The 19908-nt window shown below is 66.7% G+C and carries 21 protein-coding genes; 11 read left to right on the top strand and 10 right to left on the bottom strand.

Going from position 1 to position 19908, the window contains the following annotated elements:
- Positions 1-118 precede the first annotated feature (118 nt).
- Both ABE422_RS14045 and ABE422_RS14040 read right to left on the bottom strand, forming a co-directional pair.
- The gene (locus ABE422_RS14045; RefSeq protein ID WP_121039786.1) at positions 119-763 is read right to left on the bottom strand and encodes a thiol:disulfide interchange protein DsbA/DsbL; all 645 of its coding nucleotides are present in this window, start codon (positions 761-763) and stop codon (positions 119-121) included.
- A 129-nt stretch (positions 764-892) separates the two neighbouring features.
- Positions 893-1693: a c-type cytochrome gene (locus ABE422_RS14040; protein WP_313212704.1), complete on the bottom strand. Its 801-nt coding sequence runs from the start codon at positions 1691-1693 to the stop codon at positions 893-895.
- A gap of 155 nt (positions 1694-1848) precedes the next feature.
- Between ABE422_RS14040 and yihA the strand changes: the two genes are divergently transcribed.
- The gene (gene yihA, locus ABE422_RS14035) at positions 1849-2472 is read left to right on the top strand and encodes a ribosome biogenesis GTP-binding protein YihA/YsxC (protein WP_070473671.1); all 624 of its coding nucleotides are present in this window, start codon (positions 1849-1851) and stop codon (positions 2470-2472) included.
- 204 nt (positions 2473-2676) lie between these two features.
- Here yihA and ABE422_RS14030 read toward each other — a convergent pair whose 3' ends face one another.
- The 3 genes from ABE422_RS14030 to ABE422_RS14020 all read right to left on the bottom strand — a co-directional run bounded on the left by ABE422_RS14030 (position 2677) and on the right by ABE422_RS14020 (position 5286).
- Entirely contained in the window at positions 2677-3654 is a 978-nt protein-coding gene (locus ABE422_RS14030) for an MBL fold metallo-hydrolase (RefSeq protein WP_346483177.1), read from the bottom strand.
- 96 nt (positions 3655-3750) lie between these two features.
- Entirely contained in the window at positions 3751-4584 is an 834-nt protein-coding gene (locus ABE422_RS14025) for a helix-turn-helix domain-containing protein (RefSeq protein ID WP_346483176.1), read from the bottom strand.
- A gap of 3 nt (positions 4585-4587) precedes the next feature.
- Positions 4588-5286: a VIT family protein gene (locus ABE422_RS14020; RefSeq protein ID WP_313212707.1), complete on the bottom strand. Its 699-nt coding sequence runs from the start codon at positions 5284-5286 to the stop codon at positions 4588-4590.
- A gap of 163 nt (positions 5287-5449) precedes the next feature.
- On the opposite strand from ABE422_RS14020, the gene ABE422_RS14015 reads away from it, so the two are divergent.
- Complete coding sequence (locus tag ABE422_RS14015) at positions 5450-6814, top strand: glutamate--cysteine ligase (RefSeq protein WP_346483175.1); 1365 nt, start codon at positions 5450-5452, stop codon at positions 6812-6814.
- A 237-nt stretch (positions 6815-7051) separates the two neighbouring features.
- Here the strand turns inward: ABE422_RS14015 and ABE422_RS14010 are convergent, their stop codons facing one another.
- The 3 genes from ABE422_RS14010 to ABE422_RS14000 form a co-directional block, all read right to left on the bottom strand.
- Positions 7052-7414 carry a hypothetical protein gene (locus ABE422_RS14010; RefSeq protein ID WP_313209116.1) on the bottom strand — a complete coding sequence of 121 codons (363 nt, stop codon included), beginning with the start codon at positions 7412-7414 and terminating at the stop codon, positions 7052-7054.
- 18 nt (positions 7415-7432) lie between these two features.
- A complete protein-coding gene (locus tag ABE422_RS14005) occupies positions 7433-8410 on the bottom strand; it encodes an RHS repeat-associated core domain-containing protein (RefSeq protein ID WP_346483174.1) in 978 nt (325 codons plus the stop codon).
- 411 nt (positions 8411-8821) lie between these two features.
- Positions 8822-9880 carry an NAD(P)-dependent alcohol dehydrogenase gene (locus tag ABE422_RS14000; RefSeq protein ID WP_313209118.1) on the bottom strand — a complete coding sequence of 353 codons (1059 nt, stop codon included), beginning with the start codon at positions 9878-9880 and terminating at the stop codon, positions 8822-8824.
- Between the two features lie 106 nt (positions 9881-9986).
- On the opposite strand from ABE422_RS14000, the gene ABE422_RS13995 reads away from it, so the two are divergent.
- From ABE422_RS13995 to ABE422_RS13985, 3 genes are all read left to right on the top strand, one after another.
- A complete protein-coding gene (locus ABE422_RS13995; RefSeq protein ID WP_346483173.1) occupies positions 9987-10877 on the top strand; it encodes a LysR family transcriptional regulator in 891 nt (296 codons plus the stop codon).
- 69 nt (positions 10878-10946) lie between these two features.
- A complete protein-coding gene (locus ABE422_RS13990; RefSeq protein ID WP_313219607.1) occupies positions 10947-11615 on the top strand; it encodes an SMI1/KNR4 family protein in 669 nt (222 codons plus the stop codon).
- A gap of 8 nt (positions 11616-11623) precedes the next feature.
- Complete coding sequence (locus ABE422_RS13985) at positions 11624-11836, top strand: hypothetical protein (protein WP_346483172.1); 213 nt, start codon at positions 11624-11626, stop codon at positions 11834-11836.
- 169 nt (positions 11837-12005) lie between these two features.
- Here ABE422_RS13985 and ABE422_RS13980 read toward each other — a convergent pair whose 3' ends face one another.
- Entirely contained in the window at positions 12006-13109 is a 1104-nt protein-coding gene (locus ABE422_RS13980) for an alkene reductase (protein ID WP_313219609.1), read from the bottom strand.
- Between the two features lie 126 nt (positions 13110-13235).
- On the opposite strand from ABE422_RS13980, the gene ABE422_RS13975 reads away from it, so the two are divergent.
- The 5 genes from ABE422_RS13975 (at position 13236) to ABE422_RS13955 (ending at position 18218) form a co-directional block, all read left to right on the top strand.
- Positions 13236-14144 (top strand): LysR substrate-binding domain-containing protein, encoded by a 909-nt coding sequence (locus ABE422_RS13975; protein WP_102788237.1) that lies wholly within the window; start codon positions 13236-13238, stop codon positions 14142-14144.
- A gap of 127 nt (positions 14145-14271) precedes the next feature.
- On the top strand, positions 14272-14547 hold the full coding sequence (locus tag ABE422_RS13970; RefSeq protein WP_038691827.1) for a metal/formaldehyde-sensitive transcriptional repressor: 276 nt from the start codon (positions 14272-14274) through the stop codon (positions 14545-14547).
- 55 nt (positions 14548-14602) lie between these two features.
- Positions 14603-15712: an S-(hydroxymethyl)glutathione dehydrogenase/class III alcohol dehydrogenase gene (locus ABE422_RS13965; protein ID WP_313219611.1), complete on the top strand. Its 1110-nt coding sequence runs from the start codon at positions 14603-14605 to the stop codon at positions 15710-15712.
- Positions 15713-15760: 48 nt separating this feature from the next.
- Positions 15761-16591 carry an S-formylglutathione hydrolase gene (fghA, locus tag ABE422_RS13960; RefSeq protein WP_313219612.1) on the top strand — a complete coding sequence of 277 codons (831 nt, stop codon included), beginning with the start codon at positions 15761-15763 and terminating at the stop codon, positions 16589-16591.
- A gap of 205 nt (positions 16592-16796) precedes the next feature.
- The gene (locus ABE422_RS13955) at positions 16797-18218 is read left to right on the top strand and encodes a diguanylate cyclase (protein ID WP_346483171.1); all 1422 of its coding nucleotides are present in this window, start codon (positions 16797-16799) and stop codon (positions 18216-18218) included.
- Positions 18219-18288: 70 nt separating this feature from the next.
- On the opposite strand, the gene ABE422_RS13950 is transcribed toward ABE422_RS13955, so the two are convergent.
- Positions 18289-18735: a universal stress protein gene (locus ABE422_RS13950; protein ID WP_346464302.1), complete on the bottom strand. Its 447-nt coding sequence runs from the start codon at positions 18733-18735 to the stop codon at positions 18289-18291.
- A gap of 148 nt (positions 18736-18883) precedes the next feature.
- Here ABE422_RS13950 and ABE422_RS13945 point away from each other — a divergent pair, with 148 nt between their 5' ends.
- Entirely contained in the window at positions 18884-19798 is a 915-nt protein-coding gene (locus ABE422_RS13945; RefSeq protein ID WP_121039741.1) for a LysR family transcriptional regulator, read from the top strand.
- Positions 19799-19908: the final 110 nt, after the last annotated feature.

The raw sequence follows: 19908 nt of genomic DNA, 5'->3' as shown, positions 1-19908 counted from the left end.
GCATCTCCAGCGGATGAGCATGGTGGGGCCGATGCTGGGAGCACCGGCCAGGGAAGCATGATGACACGCGGAAACGAGCGTCCCGCGTGCACGGTGCGTGATGGTTCAGCGAGCGCTGTTAGAGCGCCTTGCCGCTGCGCGCACGGGCGATCAGGGCATCTGCATTGCGCAGCATCGACTCGAACGAGTCGCCCTTGACCAGGTACACGCCATTGACGATCAGCGTCGGCGTGCCGGGCACCTTGGTGCGCAGCGCGAAGGCACGGGCGGCCTTGACCTTGGCATCCACGGCGTCGCTCTTGAGCGCGGTGATGTACTGCGCCGGGGCCACGCCGAAGCCCTGGTAGAACGCGGCCAGTTCATCCGGCGAGACGTTCTGCATCGGCAGCGAGCCCTTCTCATGCAGGGCATCGAACATGGCGCGGTGGCTGCGCTTGGCCACGCCCAGCTGGTCGGCGGCGTAGTAGGCGCGGGCGAACGAATCCCACACGCCCCCGAAAGCAGCCGGTACCGGGGTGAAGCGGACGTCCTTGGGCAGCTTGGCGGCCCAGGCTTCCAGCTGCGGCTCGAAGTGCGCGCAGTGCGGGCAGGTGTAGCCGAACATCTCCACGACTTCGATCTTGCCGGCCAGCGGCGCGAACGGACCGGCATCGGCGATGCGTTCGTAATCCTTGCCCTCCACCAGCGGTGTCGGGGTGGCGGCGAGGGTGGTCAACGGGCTCAGGGCCAGCAGCAACAACATCAGGCGGGGCATCAACGTCATCTACATCCATCTCCATACAGAAAAAACGACGCCGGCCCAGTCGCCGGCGTGCCAGTGAACATACCCCGCCGGCCGGGGCGTCCGCATCCGTCATCCGACCAAGGGGATGCGCTGCGGGGTGGGCGGTCGTCAGGGCGCCTGCGCGCCTCCGGCGACCGGGGTGGCGGCTGCGGCGACGTCATCGGCCCGGTTGTGCAGGCCCTGCAGGTAGCTGGCCAGGGCCTGGATTTCCTGCTCGGTCAACGACTTGGCGATCGTGGCCATGATCTGGAAGTGGGCCTTGTCCGTTTCCTGGGTGGTCCCGGCCTGGTACTCCTGCAGGCGGCGCGCGACATACGCTGCGTGCTGGCCACTGATATGCGGGTAGGCCGGGCCGGGATTGCCCGCGCCGGTGGGGCCGTGGCACGCCATGCAGGCCGGGATGCCGCGCTCGGCATCGCCGCCGCGATACAGCTGCTGGCCGATCTCATAGAACTTCTTGCCCGCGTACGGGCCCTCGGTCACCGCGCCATCGTCGGCGATGCCGGCCGTGGCCTTCTGCGTGGCGAAGTAGGCACCGATGTCGCGCATGTCCTGCGGGGTGAGGTCCTGCACGAACGGCACCATCGCCGCCGAAGCCCCGGAGGTGCGCTGCCCATTGGCGATCAGGGCCATCTGCTGGGCGCTGTAGCGCTCGCTCTGGCCGGCGATGCTCGGGTACATCTCCACCGTGGAATTGCCATCGGCCGAGTGACAGGCCGCGCAGGCGGCCGCCTTGGTCTGCCCGGCCTTGGGATCGCCCCAGGTGGTTTTGCTGAAATCGACCTCCAGCGAGGCGGTCTTGATCGGCCCGTTGTCCGGCAGGGGCGTGATCGAGGTCTGGGCAACGGCAACGGCGGCGAGCAGCGATACAGCAAGTGCGGAAACGGCAAGAACGCGAGCATGGCGCATGCGGAAGCTCCGTGTGGACCGGCCTGGCGGTTGCGGGACCGCAACCGCGGGGATCGCCCGATTATCAACGCCGTTTCACGCCACGGTCAACGCAGGGTGCAGCAAAACCGAGCGCGGGCAGCGCGGATCGGGCCCGGACATGCGATCCTATGCCCATGTCATTGCTCCTCGAACGCGCCCAATACCTGCTTTCGGCCCACAACACCCGGCAATTGCCGGAAGACGTGGGCGCGGAAGTCGCCTTTGCCGGTCGCTCAAATGCTGGCAAGTCCAGTGCCCTCAACGCCCTGACCCGCCAGAACAGCCTGGCCCGGGTCTCCAAGACCCCCGGCCGCACCCAGCAGCTGGTGTTCTTCGAGGTCACCCCGGAGGCCAAGCTGGTCGATCTGCCCGGCTACGGCTACGCCAAGGTCCCGCTGGATCTGCAGGCGCACTGGCAGGCGTTCATCGACCAGTACTTCCGTACCCGCGAGGCCCTGCGTGGCCTGGTGGTGGTGATGGACATCCGTCACCCGCTGAAGGACTACGACCGCCAGATGCTGGCCTATGCAGTGCAGCGTGGCCTGCCGGCGCACGCGCTGCTGACCAAGGCCGACAAGCTTGGCCGCGGCCAGCAGGGCATCGCCCTGCAGAAGGTGCGCAAGGAACTGCAGTCCTCCTTCGGCGATACCGTCAGCGTGCAGACCTTCTCCGGTCCCGCCCGCCAGGGCGTGGATGAAGCCCGCGGCATCATCGGCGGCTGGCTGGGCCTGAACAAGCCGGCGCCCGAAGCGGCCTGATCCGGGCGTTGCCGCGGTCCAACGGGCCGCGCGGCGCCGGGGGGTGTGGGGGGGGGGGGGGGGGGGGGGGGGGGAGCAGTGGTGATGTGGGGGGCAGACCGCGGGCGGGCGGCTCCCGATACATCTGATGGAAAGCGCAGCCGGCCAGCGGCCGGCACTACCCGAATGCGCCTGACGCCCGGTGTACGGCGCGGTCGTGTCCCCTCATTTCGCCGGTAACGGCGAGAATTCGCCCGGCACCCACGCGAACGCCTCTCCTTCGCGGCGCACATGTCCCAGCCCTGGGAACGGCAGGTGCGCGCCGGCCACCCACCAGCCCTGATCGGCTGCCTGCGCCATCATCCGGCGCCGGCTGGCGATCGCGGCCACGCGGTCGCTGTCCGCTTCAAACGACGCCTGAGGCTGCGCGAACTGCACCGCGTGGAAGTGCACGATGTCGCCCCATACCAGCAGCTGCTGGCCGGCGCCGCCATCGATCCGGTAAGACACATGGCCGACCGTATGACCGTGGCTGTCCAAGGCGGTGATGCCCGCCGGCAGTGTGTCGCCAGGTGCAAAGCGCTTCAGTTTCCCGCCCGCTTCATACGGCGCCACCGCCTTGCGCGCCAAGGCGAAGGCAAAGCGCACACCCTGCGGCGCGGTTGCCTCGCTGGCCGGATCCAGCCAGAACGCGGCATCGGCCGCCGACAGCCACACCGTGGCATTCGGGTAGGCAATCCTGTCCTGCGCATCGAGCAGGCCGCACAGGTGATCCGGGTGCGCGTGGGTCAGCACCACCTCATCCACCTCGGCCGGGTCGTAGCCGGCCTTGCGCAGGTTGCCCAGCACCTGGCCCAGGCCGGGGCCGAAGCACTGCGCGGTGCCGGTGTCGACCAGGGTCAGGTGATCGCCCTGCTGCACCAGGTAGGCATTGACCGCGGTCTGCAGGCCCTTGCCATCCTCGGGTACATAGCGGTGATCAAGCAGGCGGGTGACCGCGCCGGGGGCGATCCCGACCAGCTGCTGCCGACCCAACGCGACAGTGCCATCGAACAACGCGGTGACCTGCAGCGTGCCGATGGTCTGGTGATACACGCCGGGGACCTGCTCGCGCGGGGTGTGCGAGGTGGTGGCCAGTGCGGGGCTGGCGACAACGGCCAGCAACACGGCGGTGGCGAGCGTGCGAACGCGGGGGAAGGGCATGACAGATTCCGGACAGGGCGGCAGCGCCGCGGTGCCTCCATGCTGCGCGTCCTGTTCGCTGCGTTCCGCTCAGAATGCCGCGCGATCCGCTCGCGCTCAGCTGTTGCCGATCGCCGCCGGTTCCAGCCCGTAACGTTCGGCGAAGCGCTTGTTGAAGCTGCCCAGCGAGCGGTAGCCCACGCGCGCGGCCACGGTCTTCAACGGCAGCCGGGTGGTGTAGAGCAGGCCCATCGCATGCGCGAGCCGCGCATCGGTGATCAGTTCGCGCACGCTGGAGTGTTCGCTGGCCAAGCGCCGGCGCAGCGTGGCACCGCTGAGGCCCAGCTGCGCTTCGAAATCGCGTGACTGCCAATCGCGCTCGGGCTGGGCAGCGATCAGATCGCGGATGCGTTCCCCCAGGCTGGGTTCGGGTGGAATCAGCAGGCTGCCGTGCCCGCGCCGGCAGAACGCCACGGCGAGCGAGGCCAAGGCCAGGCGTGCTTCGGTGTAGTGACCGTGTTCCAGCGCCTGCCGCCACTGCAGCAGGGTCGCGCCATGCTCGGCCAGCGGCAGCCTGGCCAGTGCATCACCGGCTTCGGGCAGTGGTTCGTTCCACAGCGCCCGGGCGGCCGTGAGCGCCTCGGCGCACATCGGCACGATCGCGCTGAGATAGAGGCCGCTGTGCGGATCGGGGATGTTGACCACATCGATGCGGCAGCGCCGGGTGATCAGGAACAGATCGCCCGGTGCGAATTCCAGCGACTGCTGCGCGGTGCGCACCTGCTTGCGACCCTGCAGCAGGATCGCGAACTGTGGCTGCGGGATCTCCACCGACGAGGCGCCATGCTCGCGGCGCGCAGTGATGCAGGCGTAGCCATCCGCGCGCTGGCAGTCGGCCAGGCTGGCCAGGGTCGCCAGCAGCGAAGTGGTCGTATCGATGGGTGCGGACATGACTCAGCCTGCCACGTTGAACAGCTGGCCGACCAGTGCGGCGGCGGCCATCGCGATCGCGCCCCAGAAGGTGACCCGCAACGCACCGCGCAGCCGTGGGGCGCCGCCGGCGTGCGCAGCCAGCGTGCCGGTCAGGCACAGCCCCAGCAGCGTCACCACGGTGGTGGCCTGGCCGACGAGCGCATGCGGTGCAAGCAGGGCGGTCAGCACCGGCAACGCGGCGCCACTGACAAAGGCACCGGCCGAGGCCAGGGCCGCCTGCATCGGGCGCGCCCGCAGCTCCTCGGTGATGCCCAGCTCATCGCGGGCGTGCGCCCCCAGTGCGTCGTGCGCGGTGAGCTGGGTGGCCACTTCATGTGCCAGTTCGGGGCTCAGCCCGCGATGCCGGTAGATTGCCGCCAGCTCTTCCAGCTCGCTATGCGGGTCTTCGTGCAGCTCACGCTTTTCCACTGCCAGGTCAGCCCGCTCGGTATCGGCCTGCGACTGCACCGAGACATACTCACCCGCGGCCATCGACATCGCGCCGGCCACGGTCCCGGCGATGCCGGTGGCCAGGATCGTCGAGGCCGAGGCGCCGCTGGCAGCGATGCCGACCACCAGGCCAGCCACCGAGACGATGCCGTCATTGGCGCCGAGCACGGCGGCCCGCAGCCAACCGACACGGTCGGAGCGATGGACTTCCGGATGTCGGGATCGGCTCATGGGGTCAGTTTAGGGCCAGGGCAGCGTCAAGCCCATGCCAGTAGGATGCTGAAAACCGTCACGGTGACACGACGGCAGGGGACGCCACGATATAGTGCGCCCTTGCGATGCGGGGGCGTGAACCCCACATCCCCGCCCTGACCAGAATTCTGCGAGCCTCCCCTTGTCGAGCCCCAGCCACGTCGCCGAGACGCCGATCACCGACCGTAATGAACTGGTCGCCACGTTGGCCTCCGGCGAAAAGCCCCAGGCGCAGTGGCGCATCGGCACCGAGCATGAGAAGTTCGGCTTCCGCCTGGATGACCTGCGCCCGCCCACCTTCGACGGTGACCGCGGCATCGAAGCGCTGCTCAACGGCCTGACCCGCTTCGGCTGGGATCCGGTGCAGGAAGAGGGCCGCACGATAGCGCTGCTGCGCGACAACGCCTCGGTGACGCTGGAGCCGGCCGGCCAGCTGGAACTGTCCGGCGCGGCGGTGGAGACCATCCACCAGACCTGCGTGGAAACCGGCACCCATCTCAATGAAGTGGCGCAGGTCGCCGGCGAACTGCAGCTGGGCTTCCTCGGCATGGGCTTCCAGCCGAAGTGGGCCCGCGATGAAATGCCGTGGATGCCCAAGGGCCGCTACAAGATCATGCGCGAGTACATGCCCAAGGTCGGCACGCTCGGCCTGGACATGATGACCCGCACCTGCACGGTGCAGGTCAACCTGGATTACGCCACCGAAGCGGACATGGTGAAGAAGTTCCGCGTGTCGCTGGCGCTGCAGCCGATCGCCACCGCGCTGTTTGCCGATTCGCCGTTCACCGAAGGTGCGCCGAACGGCTACCAGAGCTACCGCTCGCACATCTGGACCGACACCGACAACGATCGCACCGGCATGCTCGACTTCGTCTTCGAAGACGGCTTCGGTTACGAGCGTTACGTCGATTACCTGCTCGACGTGCCGATGTACTTCTCCTACCGCGAGGGCAAGTACCACGATGCCAGCGGCCAGAGCTTCCGCGATTTCATGGTCGGCAAGCTGCCGGTGCTGCCGGGCCAGCTGCCCACGCTGCGCGACTGGTCCGATCACATGACCACCGCCTTCCCCGAAGTGCGCCTGAAGAAGTATCTGGAAATGCGCGGCGCCGATGCGGGCCCGTGGAGCCGCCTGTGTGCGCTGCCCGCGTTCTGGGTGGGGCTGCTGTACGACGATGCCGCATTGGATGCGGCCTGGGACCTGGTGCGTGATTTCAGCCTGGTCGAGCGCAATGTCCTGCGTGATGGCGTGCCGCGGCATGGGCTGAAGCTGCCGTTCCGCAACGGCACCGTGCTGGATCTGTCGCGCGAAGCGTTGAAGATCGCCGTGGCCGGCCTCAAGCGCCGCGCCGCGCGCAATGCCGATGGTCAGGACGAAAGCAAGTTCCTGGAGGTGCTGCAGGAGATCGTCGATTCCGGATTGACCCCGGCCGATCGCAAGCTGGCGCTGTTCCATGGCGAGTGGGGCGGCAACATCGATCCAGTGTTCAAGGAATTTGCGTACTGATCGCAAAACCACCGTGGAAGAACGGCGCTCGCCCGGTCCGGGTGAGCGCCGTTTTTCCACCTGACACCTTACGACCAAGGTCGGGAATTTTCGACGCCACCTGGACGTTGCGAACTCAGGGGAGGGCAGAGTCCGCCCGAGGCCTTACGGGAGAACGGCACGCTCTTTGCGTGGCCCCACGACAGGCAGACGTTTCAGTTCCAGATCATGTTGCTGCCGTCAGGCCCAGCCATCCAGTCAGGCAGGCCTTACCGCCGACAAGACAGCTTCAATTCCGACGTCTGTACAGATCTCGAGCGCGAGCTCCCGCGCTTCAGAGGCCGTCAGTCGCCCGGCCGTCTTCAATGCTTCGAATGAAAACTCCGGATCAACCGAAATCCTGTTCACCACTTCCTCCTGGATTCGGCGATGCAATTCGATAGCCGGACCTAGCCGAACCCTATCTTCCGCATGTATTGCACTTGAAACCTCGTGGCCGTCCAACGCCTCGTAGTAGTAAAAATTAGAGTACGTGTCGATGAAGCTCTGGGCGTTGACAGCGCCGAGTGCAAATTCTCTGACAAGCCTCGTCATCTGGATGAGTTCTGCCTCGCTATCCATGTTCCACGCACTCCTCACTCATTGCTTTACGGGAAGCCAAGGGGTTCCATCGGCATTGGTTACACCTGGCACATGGCCATGCGGCTGCTGCGCTCGGGGATCGGGATGGGTTGATGGTTTATGTCCTCCATCAATACGCACTCCAGTAGGCTGGCCGTCGGGGCCTTTCGCTTGAACGAAGCGGCCATCTGGAGATCCTTCAATTCTTCCGCCTGGAGGTGTCGGGATCGCGTTTCCCTTGGAATCGACATAGATGGTTCCAGAAGCCTTCTGCTGGCTGGCGACCTTTCGTCCTAGTTGCGCGGCTTCGTCACCGTGCTTCAACACTGCCTTTCCGGCGTCACCGGCCAATGGAATCAGACCAATTGCCGCCCCGGCAATGTTCGCAGGTGTTGGAGCTTGGATTGCCTCAACGATACCTTTGACGTCCCCCAGGACCGGCGTGAAGTCGGCAACCACTGGGAGAATCTGCTGGGCTTGCTCAGCTGTTACAGGATTGTAGAAATCCCTTGGTGCTCCCAACGCTTGACGCCCATCTGGGTCAGTAAAGCGATATGGGTTGCCGTTCGCATATCGGTATCGATTGAATTGCCCCACCGGCTGGTCATACGCCGTCACAGGGTCCACCGACAGGAACCTGCCCAACTGCGGATCCATGTACCGCTGCTGCATGTAGCTGAGCCCCGTGGCCGCATCGCTCACATGCCCCGTATATCCCGGTCCATCCGTGACCTGTCCGCCCACAACAGCGCCATAGGGCTCATAGCCGTAGCGTTTGATCACGTTGCCATTGGCATCAGATTCGGCAACGACCGAACCGAGTGCATCGGTATGGATATAGGTGACGGTCTGAGCGCGTGCAGATGGCACAAGGGTCATGCTGACCAGTAGCACACAGCAGAGCCATGCGCCCACGACACTCAGCTTCCGAAAGAAATTCTCCACTTCTCTGCGGAGAGCAAACGTGCCGCCAGCACTTCCACCGAATCTGCGCATCCTTCCAATCCCTGAAAGAGCCTTGAAGCAAGGCGTGCCATTGATAGCACAGCAATGAGAGGCCTGTGGCTGAACTGCTTCAGCAAGGCCAAAGGTGCCATGGCGGGTCGGATCGTGCGAGAAGCGCCAAGCGCCAAGCGCCAAGGGAGTCGGGCCAGGGAGCAGTGGCGAGGCCAGTGGCGACGCGTCAGCGGAAGATGACAATGGGAAGATCGCATCTTGGCAACCGGCAGCTAGGTGTCCACAGCTCCGATCGGAGAGGGGGCGCTCCTGGGGCACCGTCCTCGGCCAACTACGCCGAGGACGGTGAAGATCTCCAAATCCCATCATCCGTTCGGTGTCAAGACTGCTCCTCTCAGACGAACAGTATTGCGGTGTCTCCGGGATGTTTCACTTGAACCTGTGGAAGGATCAGGCCGCCTTTTCCAGCGTGCCCATGTCGATGACGAAGCGGTACCGCACATCGTTCTTCGCCATGCGCTCCCAGGCCTCGTTGACGGTCTTGATGTCGATCACTTCCACGTCGCTGACGATGTTGTGCTCGGCACAGAAGTCCATCATTTCCTGCGTCTCAGCCATGCCGCCGATCGCCGAGCCGGTGATGTGCTTGCGGCCGAACATCACCGAAGCGCCCATCAGCGGCGGATCCAGCTCGGTCAGCACGCCGACCAGGCACATCGTGGCATCGCGCTTGAGCAGGGACATGTACGGGTTGGTGTCGTGGCTGACCGGGATGGTGTTGAGCAGGAAATCGAAGCTGCCCGCATGTGCCTTCATCTGCGCCGGATCGCGCGAGACCAGCACTTCATCGGCCCCCAGACGCTTGGCATCAGCGCCCTTTTCCGGGGTGGTGGTGATCATCACCACGGTGGCACCCATCGCCTTGGCGAACTTCACACCCATGTGGCCCAGGCCACCCAGGCCGATCACGCCGACCTTCTGGCCGGGGCCGACCTTCCAGTGGCGCAGCGGCGAATAGGTGGTGATGCCAGCGCACAGCAGCGGCGCGGCGGCCTTCAGGTCGAGGGTCTCGGACACCTTCACCACGAAGCGCTGCTCGACCACGATGTGGTCGGAGTAACCACCAAAGGTCGGCTGGCCGCTCTCGCGCTCGGTGCTGTTGTAGGTGAAGGTCGCGCCCTTCTCGCAGTACTGCTCCAGATCTTCATCGCAGGCCGCGCAGTGGCGGCAGGAATCGACCATGCAGCCGACGCCGGCGAAATCGCCGACCTTGAAGCCGGTGACGTTGGCGCCGACCTCGGTCACGCGGCCGATGATCTCGTGGCCCGGCACCATCGGGAACTTGGAACCACCCCAGTCGTCACGGGCCTGATGCAGATCGGAGTGGCAGATGCCACTGAAGAGAATCTCGATGCGCACGTCATCGGGACCGGCCGGGCGGCGTTCAAAGGAGAACGGCACCAGCGGCGCGGTCTGGTCGTGCACGGCATAACCATGGGCGAGGGACATGGGGAATCCTTGGCAGGTTTGTAGAAAGGCGCTTTACAATACGCCCCGATCCCGTGCACAAAAAGTCAGGATATCGGCATGATTCATCAAGTGAAACGGGATAATCATGGCCACTGACAACCTGACCCATCTGGCCGCCTTCGCCGCCGTGGCGCGCCACCGCAGCTTCCGCAAGGCGGGGGCCGAGCTGGCGCTGTCCACCTCGGCGGTCAGTTACGCGATCCGCGCGCTGGAAGAGCGCCTGGGCGTGGGCCTGTTCCACCGCACCACCCGCAGCGTGGCCCTCACCGAAGCCGGCCAGCGCCTGCTCGAACGGCTGCAGCCGGCCCTGGATCAGGTGCATGACGCGCTGGAGGAAATGAATCACTTCCGCGCCGCCCCGGCCGGCCTGCTGCGCATCAACGCCACCCGCGCCGCCGTGCAGACCCAGCTCGGTCCGCGCCTGGCGCGGTTCCTGCAAGCCCACCCCGACGTGCGCATTGAACTGGCGCAGGATGATGGCCTGGTGGATATCGTCGCCAATGGCTTCGATGCAGGCGTGCGCCTGCACGAATCAGTGCCCGAAGACATGGTGGCGGTGCCATTGGGCCCGCCGTTGCGCGGCCTGATCGTCGGCGCGCCGTCCTACCTGCAGCGCCGCGGCATTCCAGCGCATCCGCACGAACTGGTGCAGCATGAGTGCGTGCGCTTCCGTTTCGCCAGCGGCCATCTGTACAAGTGGCAGTTCGAACGGGACGGCCAGGAACTGGACGTGGACGTGCCCGGCCGGCTCACCCTGGGCGATCAGCACACCATCCTGCAGGCCGTGGTCGACGGCCTTGGCCTGGCCTACGTGCTGGAAGACTCCGCGCGCCCGTACCTGGACGATGGCCGCCTGGTGGCGGTGCTGGAAGACTGGAGTGAACCATTCCCCGGCTTCGTCCTGTATTACCCGCGGCAACGGCAGATGTCGTCGGCGCTGCGCGCGTTCGTGGATATGGTGCGGGCGACGGTTTGAAGTGCGAAGTGGTTGCCGCGGCTGCACCGCCAGTGGCACGCTTGCCCGCCGCATCGGATGCACCCTGGCATGCCCATCGCAACGCCCCACGACATCGAACAGCAGCTCGGCCAGGCGTTTCCCGCGCTGTACCACCAACTGCAGGGTGATCGCATGCTGGACTGGGGTACGTTCTGCCACGGCTGGGTCACCAGCGTGTACCCGACGCTGCGTGCGCGCCCGCCGCTGCTGTTGTACGCGCGTGAGTTCGAGCTGATCGCGCCGGCCGATATCGTGGGCCACGCCGAACAGTTCACCGATGAAGACAGTCACGTGCGCCTGCGCGAGCGCCTGCAGCTGTTGCCATTCGGTAGTACCGGGGCGGGCGACTACTACTGCTTCTGGCAAGATCCGAGTGCACCGGGCGAGCCGCGCGTGGTGCTGCTCTGGCACGACGATGACCGCGTGGACCTGCTAGCGACCAACCTGCAGGACTTCATCTTCCGGATGATGGTCGATGCGGTGGCCGACCTTGACGACGGCTTGCTGGAAGAAGGCGATATCGCCGACAACCTGCAGCGTTGGCTGAAGTCGCATCGCCCCTATCTGCGCGCAGCGCAGGTGCAGGCGTTGGAAGAGCTGTATGCCGATCCTGCGATCCAGGCCGGTGGCGTGGGCGAGGATGTCGCCACCGCGTTGATCCGTCGCGTGATCGGTTTCGAGGGCATCGATACCCACTTCAGCTACGTACCGGCATGACGGCTGCCATGCCGGCGTCTGCTGCACTCAGCGACGCGGACGTCCGCCAGCTGGCCGACCATCTGCTGGCGTTGGATGCCGGACGGTTGCCGGCGCCGTTGCCGCCGCACCTGCGCGCGCACCCGGTGGCTACCCTGGCCGGCACCGGGCAACTCGACGCGGCGGTGGTGGCCCTCATGGGCGACGTGCCCAATCCATGGAGGGGCCTGCTGTTGCGATGACCCCGCAGGTCGGACGGTAGAGCCACCCCATGGGTGGCTGCCCGCAGCGCAGACGTCGAAAATCCAGCCACGCATGGCGTGGCTCTACCGCCGGCGGGGCACGGGTAGAGCCACCCCATGGGTGGCTGCACGCACCCACGGAATCACCACGCCCGCGCCGGCCCCATGATCAGCCGGCAACCGGGTAATCGGTATACCCCTCCGCCCCACCGCCGTAATACGTGGCCCGATCCGGCACCGCCAGCGCCACATCGCGCTCCAGCCGCGCCACCAGGTCCGGGTTGGCGATGAACGGCTGGCCGAACGCCGCCAGATCGATGATGCCCTCGTCCACCAGTCGCAGCGCGCGCTCGCGGGTGAGGCTGCCCGCCAGGATCAGGGTGCCACCGTAGCTCTGCTTGAACGTGCGCAGGAACACCTCGCTCAGGACCGACACGCCCCGTGCATGGTTGTCGTTGAGGTGCACGTAGGCCAGGCCGCGCTTGCCCAGTTCCTGCGCCAGGTACAGATACGCCGCTTCGTTGCCGACGTACTCGGGCATGTCGAACTGCAGGTTGTTCGGTGCCAGCCGCACGCCGACGCGGTGCGCCCCGATCCGCGCGGCCATCGCATCGACGGTCTCCAGGATCAGGCGCGCGCGGTTCTGCAGCGTGCCGCCGTAGCCGTCGGTGCGGTCATTGGTGACCGGGTTGAGGAACTGTTCGAACAGGTAGCCGTTGGCCGCGTGCAGTTCGATACCGTCGAAACCGGCGGCGATCGCGTTGTCGGCCGCGCGCGCGAAATCGTCGACGATGCCGGGCAGCTCGTCGGTGCGCAGGGCACGCGGCGGGGTCGGATCGGCCTGACCACGGCTGCCGTCCTCGCGGTACACGAAGGCGCTGCTCTTCGGGTCGCTGGCCACCGGGCGGGTGCCCGCGCTGACCGGCTGGCCGCCGTCGGGCTGCAGTGAGGCGTGCGACATGCGGCCCACGTGCCAGAGCTGGGCGAAGATGACGCCCCCTTCGGCATGCACGGCAGCGGTGACCGGCTTCCAGCCCTCCACCTGTTCGGCCGACCACATGCCCGGCACGTCGATGTAGCCCTGGCCCTGCGGCGACACCGGGGTGCCTTCGCTGATGATCAGCCCGGCACTGGCGCGCTGCCGGTAGTACTGCGCGGTGAGGGCGTTGGCCACGGTGCCGGGGTTGCGTGCGCGGGTCATCGGCGCCATCGCGATGCGGTTGCGCAGGGGGGTACCGGCGAGGTCGTAGGGCTGGAAGAGCAGGGCGGTCATAAGGCGAACTCGTGGGGAAGGGGGCGCCAGCGGCGCGACCCCTTCAAGATAGGGTTGACCTGGAGGCACATAAAGGACTTCAATTTCCCAGCAAGTGGGACATTGTGTCCCCAATGGAGCGCGGTGATGCTGCCAGTGGAATCGTTGAATGGGCTGGTCACCTTCGTCACCACGGCGCGCTCGGCCACGTTCACCGAAGCGGCCGAGACCCTGGGAATCTCGCGCTCGGCGGTCGGCAAGGCGATCGCGCGGCTGGAAGAGCGTCTGGGTGTGCGGCTGTTCCATCGCACCACGCGGCGCATTTCGCTCACCGCCGATGGCCAGGCCTACTTCGCCTCCTGCGCCACCGCGCTGGAAGAGATCGCCTCGGCCGAGGCGTGCCTGGGCTCGGCCTCGCACCTGCCGGCAGGCCGCCTGCGCATCGACATGCCGTCCTCGTTCGGGCGGCTGATGATTCTGCCGGTGCTGCTGCGCATCTGTGCCGAACACCCCGAACTGCAGCTCACCATGACCTTCACCGACCACTTCGTGGACCCGGTCGAAGAGGGCATCGACCTGCTGATCCGGTTCGGTGGGCTGGACCAGGCCCAGCACCTGGTTGCACGACGGCTGGGCACCCAGCAGTTGATCACCTGCGCCTCGCCGGCCTACCTGGACAGGCACGGCACGCCCGCCACCGTGGACGACCTGCATGCGCATCGCAGCATCGTCGGCTATCGGTATGGACAGCCGGTGGCGTGGCGGATCGGAGAAGACGCCGGGCAAGCGCGCTTCATTCCCAGCGGCACCCACCAGCTCAACGATGGCGATGCCGTAATCGAAGCGGCCATCGCCGGCCTGGGCATCTGCCAGATGCCGCACTTCCTGGTGAAGCGGCACCTGCAGTCGGGCGCGTTGCAGCAGGTGCTGGGCCACTGCATGCAGCACCATGTGGAGATCCACGCGCTATGGCCGCAGACCCGGCACCTGCGGCCGAAGGTGCGCTACGTGGTGGATGCGCTGGCGACACTGGCCGATGCCGGTGCGTTCGACTGAGCCGGGCGGGCGGTTCACGGGAGGGAGCACCGTTGCAGCCGATGGACCGCGCCAAGGCAACCGCGAGGTGACCCCCGCGACCGGTTGTGTATACTATCCCCCAGTATAGTTCTCTGGTCATTCGCCCGTGCCGCACTCCCCGGAAGAAAAGAAGAAGGTCCTGGCCCGCGTGCGTCGCATCCGCGGCCAGTGCGATGCGCTGGATCGGGCGCTGGATGCCGGGGCCGAGTGCGGGCCGGTGCTGCAGCAGATCGCGGCGATCCGCGGTGCGGTCAACGGGTTGATGTCCGAAGTGATGGAAGCCCACCTGCGTGAAGAATTCGGCCAGCCGGCGCAGTCCGATGCGCAGCGCGCCGAGCGTGTGCGCGACATGAGCGCGCTGATCCGTTCCTACCTGAAATAAGCGTGCGGCTACCCGCACGCGCACCTGTCTTGTTCCCTGCCTTGGAGTGCTCCCCATGAAATCCCGTGCTGCCGTTGCCTTCGCCGCTGGCGAACCGTTGAAGATCGTCGAGATCGACGTCGCTCCGCCGCAGAAGGGCGAAGTGCTGGTCAAGATCACCCACACCGGCGTCTGCCACACCGATGCGTTCACCCTGTCCGGCGATGATCCGGAAGGCCTGTTCCCGGCCGTGCTGGGCCATGAAGGCGCCGGCATCGTGGTGGAAGTGGGCGAGGGCGTCACCAGCGTCAAGCCGGGCGACCACGTGATCCCCCTGTACACCGCCGAGTGCGGCGAGTGCCTGTTCTGCAAGAGCGGCAAGACCAACCTGTGCGTGGCCGTGCGCGCCACCCAGGGCAAGGGCGTGATGCCCGATGGCACGACCCGCTTCAGCTACAACGGCGAGCCGATCTACCACTACATGGGCTGCTCCACCTTCAGCGAGTACACCGTGGTGGCCGAGGTCTCGCTGGCCAAGATCAACCCCGAGGCGAACCCGGAACACGTGTGCCTGCTGGGCTGCGGCGTCACCACCGGCATCGGCGCGGTGCACAACACCGCCAAAGTGCAGGAAGGCGATTCGGTGGCCGTGTTCGGGCTGGGCGGCATCGGCCTGGCGGTCATCCAGGGCGCGCGCCAGGCCAAGGCCGGCCGCATCTTCGCCATCGACACCAACCCGTCCAAGTTCGACCTGGCCAAGCAGTTCGGTGCCACCGATTGCATCAACCCGAAGGACTTCGACAAGCCGATCCAGCAGGTGATCGTGGAGATGACCACCTGGGGCGTGGACCATACCTTCGAGTGCATCGGCAACGTCAACGTGATGCGCGCGGCGCTGGAATGCGCGCACCGTGGCTGGGGCCAGTCGGTGGTGATCGGTGTGGCCGGCTCGGGCCAGGAAATCTCGACCCGTCCGTTCCAGCTGGTCACCGGCCGCTCCTGGAAGGGCACCGCCTTCGGTGGCGTCAAGGGCCGTACCCAGCTGCCGGGCATGGTCGAAGACGCCATGAAGGGCGACATCGAGCTGGCCCCGTTCGTGACCCACACGATGGGCCTGGACGAGATCAACGACGCGTTCGATCTGATGCACGAAGGCAAGTCGATCCGCTCGGTCGTGCATTTCTGAGCCATTACGGGCGGCGCGCGGTCCGCGCCGCCCCTACGGAGAATCACCATGGAACGCATCGAACATCGCGCCGCGTCCGGCGGTTGGCAGGACGTGTACCGCCACACCTCGCAGGTGCTGGGCTGCGACATGAATGTCGCCGTGTATCTGCCGCCGCAGGCCGCCACGCAGAAGCTGCCCGTGCTGTACTGGCTCAGCGGGCTGACCTGCAACGAACAGAACTTCATCACCAAGGCCGGTGCGCAGCGTTACGCCGCCGAGCATGGCGTGATCCTGGTCGCGCCGGACACCAGCCCGCGCGGCGATGACGTCGCCGATGCCGAGGGCTATGACCTGGGCAAGGGCGCCGGCTTCTACCTCAACGCCACCGAGCAGCCGTGGGCGGCGCACTACCGCATGTACGACTACGTGGTGGAGGAGCTGCCAGCGTTGATCGAGGCGCATTTTCCGACAACGGGTGCGCGCAGCATCAGTGGCCACTCGATGGGCGGCCATGGCGCGCTGGTGATCGCGTTGAAGAACCCGGGTCGCTACAAAAGCGTCTCGGCGTTCTCGCCGATCGTCGCGCCGACCCGCGTGCCGTGGGGGCAGAAGGCCTTCACTGCCTACCTGGGTGAGGACCGCGCCAGTTGGGCGGCGTGGGATGCCAGCGAGCTGGTCGCCGCCGCGACCGAGCGCCTGCCGTTGCTGGTGGACCAGGGCGGTGGTGATGAATTCCTCGATACCCAGCTGCAGCCGCAGTGGTTGCAGGCGGCCTGCACGGCGGCCGGTCATCCGCTGACGCTGCGCCTGCAGCCCGGTTACGACCACAGCTATTACTTCATCAGCAGCTTCATCGGCGAGCACATCGCGCACCACGCCAAGGCGTTGTACGCCTGAGGCATAGCGTTCGACTACCCGTTTGGGGCCGGCCGGCCGGCAGGGTGGCGTGCCGGTGGTCCGGCAAGGGATCGCGGTGGCGGCTTGCCGCGTCCAGCCTCCGGGATGAGCGCGCCGTGGCGACGTCAACGCGGGATGACTTGATCCCGCGCCGCGCAGTAACCTTGTATGTTGGACAAAACGCCGCATCGGGGTAGGAAGCCGCATGGTGGTCTGGCTGTCGGTGCTGTACCTGCTGTGCCATGGCATCGCGCTGGTGCTGATGCCCGCGCATGCGCTGCCGGTGTCCTATGCGTTCCTGATCGGGGCGCCTCTGCTGGCCGGGCTGGCCTGTGTGTGGCGGGGCCGCCGCAGCGCCTCGATCGTCGGCTGGGTCGCGATGGCGCTGGGCATGGGGCTGTGGGCGGCAGGCATGGCGTTGAACATGTACCAGGAGGTCGGCCGAGGCAACGCCGATGCGACGCCGGGGCTGAGCATGCTGCTGTACGTGCTGTACGGCGTGCCGCTCACCTTCGCGATGGCCCATCCGCGGCATGAGCCGTGGTACCTCAGCCTGATTGATGCGCTGCTCGCGCTGCTGCTCGGCTACCTGTTCTTCGTTTACACGTTCTCCTTCGCCACGCTCAACGATGCGGGCGAGGACGGGATCGCACCCCTGCGGCTGATGTTCGATGTGGAGAACATTTTCATCGCTGGCTTTGCGCTGCTGCGCTGGCGGGCGAGCGAAGATCCCTCTCGGCGCGTGTTCTTCCGGACGTTGTGCGTGTTCGCCTGGGTGTACCTGGGTGTTGCCGCGTACATCAACCACGTCGAGACGGAGGGCAGCTACGGCGGCCTGGTCGATCTGCTGATCGATGTCCCGTTCCTGTTGCTGGCGATCATGGCGCTGCGGCCTTCCCGACGCAGTGAAGTGCGTGTGCCGCGCGCGCTGGTGATGGCCGTGCGCGCCGGGAGCCCCTTGATCCTGGCCCTGTCGCTGATGGTGGTGTCGGCATTGATGGTGCGCGAGCATCCCTATCTGGCCGTAGCCGGGTTTGCATTGGCTACCGTGGGGTCGGGCCTGCGCAGTGTGTTGATGCAGATGCGTTCGTTCGCGCGGCAGGACCAGCTCGATGCATTGTCGCGGATCGACAGCCTCACCGGCCTGGCCAACCGACGCCAGTTCGACCAGAGCCTGCGTGATGCGTGGGAGCAGGCGCGGCGAAGCGGGCAGGGGATCGCGTTGCTGATGGTCGATATCGACTGCTTCAAGGCGTTCAACGACCGCTTCGGGCACCCGGCCGGCGATCAATGCCTGCGCCTGGTCGCTGCAACGTTGGCGGGGTGCGCGGTGCGCAGCACGGATCTGGTTGCCCGTTATGGCGGTGAGGAATTCGCCGTGGTGGTGGCATCCACGCCGCTGGCAGGCGCTCCTGCACTCGCCGAGCGCATGCGCCGTGCAGTGGAGCAGCTGCAGTTGCCTTCCGCTGAGTCGGGACGACCGGTGACGATCAGCATCGGCGTCGGGACCGTGCCGAGGGTGTTGGACGCCGATCCTGCCGAGGTGCTGGCGGCGGCGGATGCCGCGCTGTACGCCGCCAAGCGGGGCGGGCGCAATCGGGTGGAAGCGGGCGGCGCACCGGGCTGAGCGCGATCACCGTTCGCCGCCGGGCCAAGGCACGGCCGCGGCCGATGGATGACGGCACGCCGGCGTTCGCTCAGGCATCGCCACCGCGCACTTCCACCAGCACCGGGCAGGGCGCATGGTCCACTGTCCATTGCCCGACCGAGCGGTCCAGCAGGCGTTCCAGCCGCGACAGGTGGCGATGGCCAATGACGATCAGGTCACAGCCGTGCTGGCGGGCATGGTCGCAGATCACCTGCGCCGGCTCGCCGGCCGGGTGGTGGCCGATGCCGTCGATACCGCGCTCGCGCAGGCTGTTCAGGGCGGTGGCAAGCAGCTGTTCGGCCTGGTGGACCTGGGCGTCGGCGGCCGGATACTCGGCGTGCTCGGCACGGGGTGCGTCGTCGGCCAGCGCGAAGGCGGGGTCCAGCACGCACAGCAGGTGCAACCGGGTGGAAGGCCCGGCCAGCGACCCGGCGAGGTCCAGTACCTGGGCGTGCTGTGGGCCGCCATCCAGGGCGACGAGGATCTTGGTGAACATCGGCAATCTCGGCAGAGGGGGCGCTAGGGTCGCGCACCGTTGGCGCTGGACCCATGCCGTGCGCCGCAGCGGAGCCGTGCGTTGGGCGCATCAATACCGGTTTTGGATTGCAGTAAAGTCACCGCCACACGTTGAAGGTGATACTGCCGTGACCATGCCCGATCTGAACCTGCTCATTGCCCTGGATGCCCTGATCGAGGAGGGCAGCGTCGTGGGCGCGGCGCGGCGGATGAACCTCAGTGCCCCGGCGATGAGCCGTACCCTGGGCCGCATCCGCGAGGCGATCGGCGATCCGGTGCTGGTCCGCGCCGGCCGTGGCCTGGCCCCGACCCCGCGCGCGCTGCAACTGCGTGAGCAGGTGCGCGGGGTGATCGAGCAGGCCCACCTGGTGTTCAATGCCGGCCGCGAGGTCGACATGCTGACGCTGGAGCGCACCTTCAGCATCCGCGCCAACGATGTGTTTGTCGGCACGTACGGTGGCCGCATGCGCGAGTTGTTCAAGGCGCAGGCGCCGTGCTCGGTGCTGCGGTTCGTGCCCGAGGGCGATGGGGACGACGATGCGATGGCGCAGGGCCGGATCGATCTGCACATCAGCGCTGTCAGCAAGCTGAGCGCCGATACCAAGGTGCAGAACCTGTTCAGTACCTCGTTCTTCGGTGCCGCCCACGAGGGCCACCCGATCTTCGCCGGCGAGATCACTGCCGAGCGCTTCGTGGCCTTCGACCACATCGCCGTATCGCGCCGTGGCCGGTGGTATGGCCCGATCGATGAGGACCTGGAAGCGCTGGGGCTGACCCGACGGGTCGCGCAGATCATGCCGACCTTCCACTCGGCGATCTTCGCCGCGGCCGATTCGGACCTGATCCTGCCGCAGATGCCCAGCGTGATGCTGGGCCGGCTGGAACGCCTCGGGGTACCGCTGCGCCTGTTTGAACTGCCGATTCCGGTCCGCAGCGCGATTGTCGTGCAGGCATGGCATCCCCGCCTGGACAGCGATCTGGCGCATCGCTGGCTGCGCCGCAGCATCAAGGCGATGTGCGACGCGGAGTCCACGCAGGCCTGACGCACTGCGACCCCGGCCGCCTGCACGGTCACCGGTGAGGCGTGCGTCTGATGCACGCCAGCGATGGCCGGCGCAGCATTTTTCGCAGCATCGGCGCTGCCTAGACTGCC

It is taken from the genome of Stenotrophomonas sp. TWI1151, from assembly GCF_039673135.1.
Classification (GTDB): Bacteria; Pseudomonadota; Gammaproteobacteria; order Xanthomonadales; family Xanthomonadaceae; genus Stenotrophomonas.
Note: the sequence above shows the minus strand (reverse complement) of the source record. Positions and strands in the feature narration are given on the sequence as shown.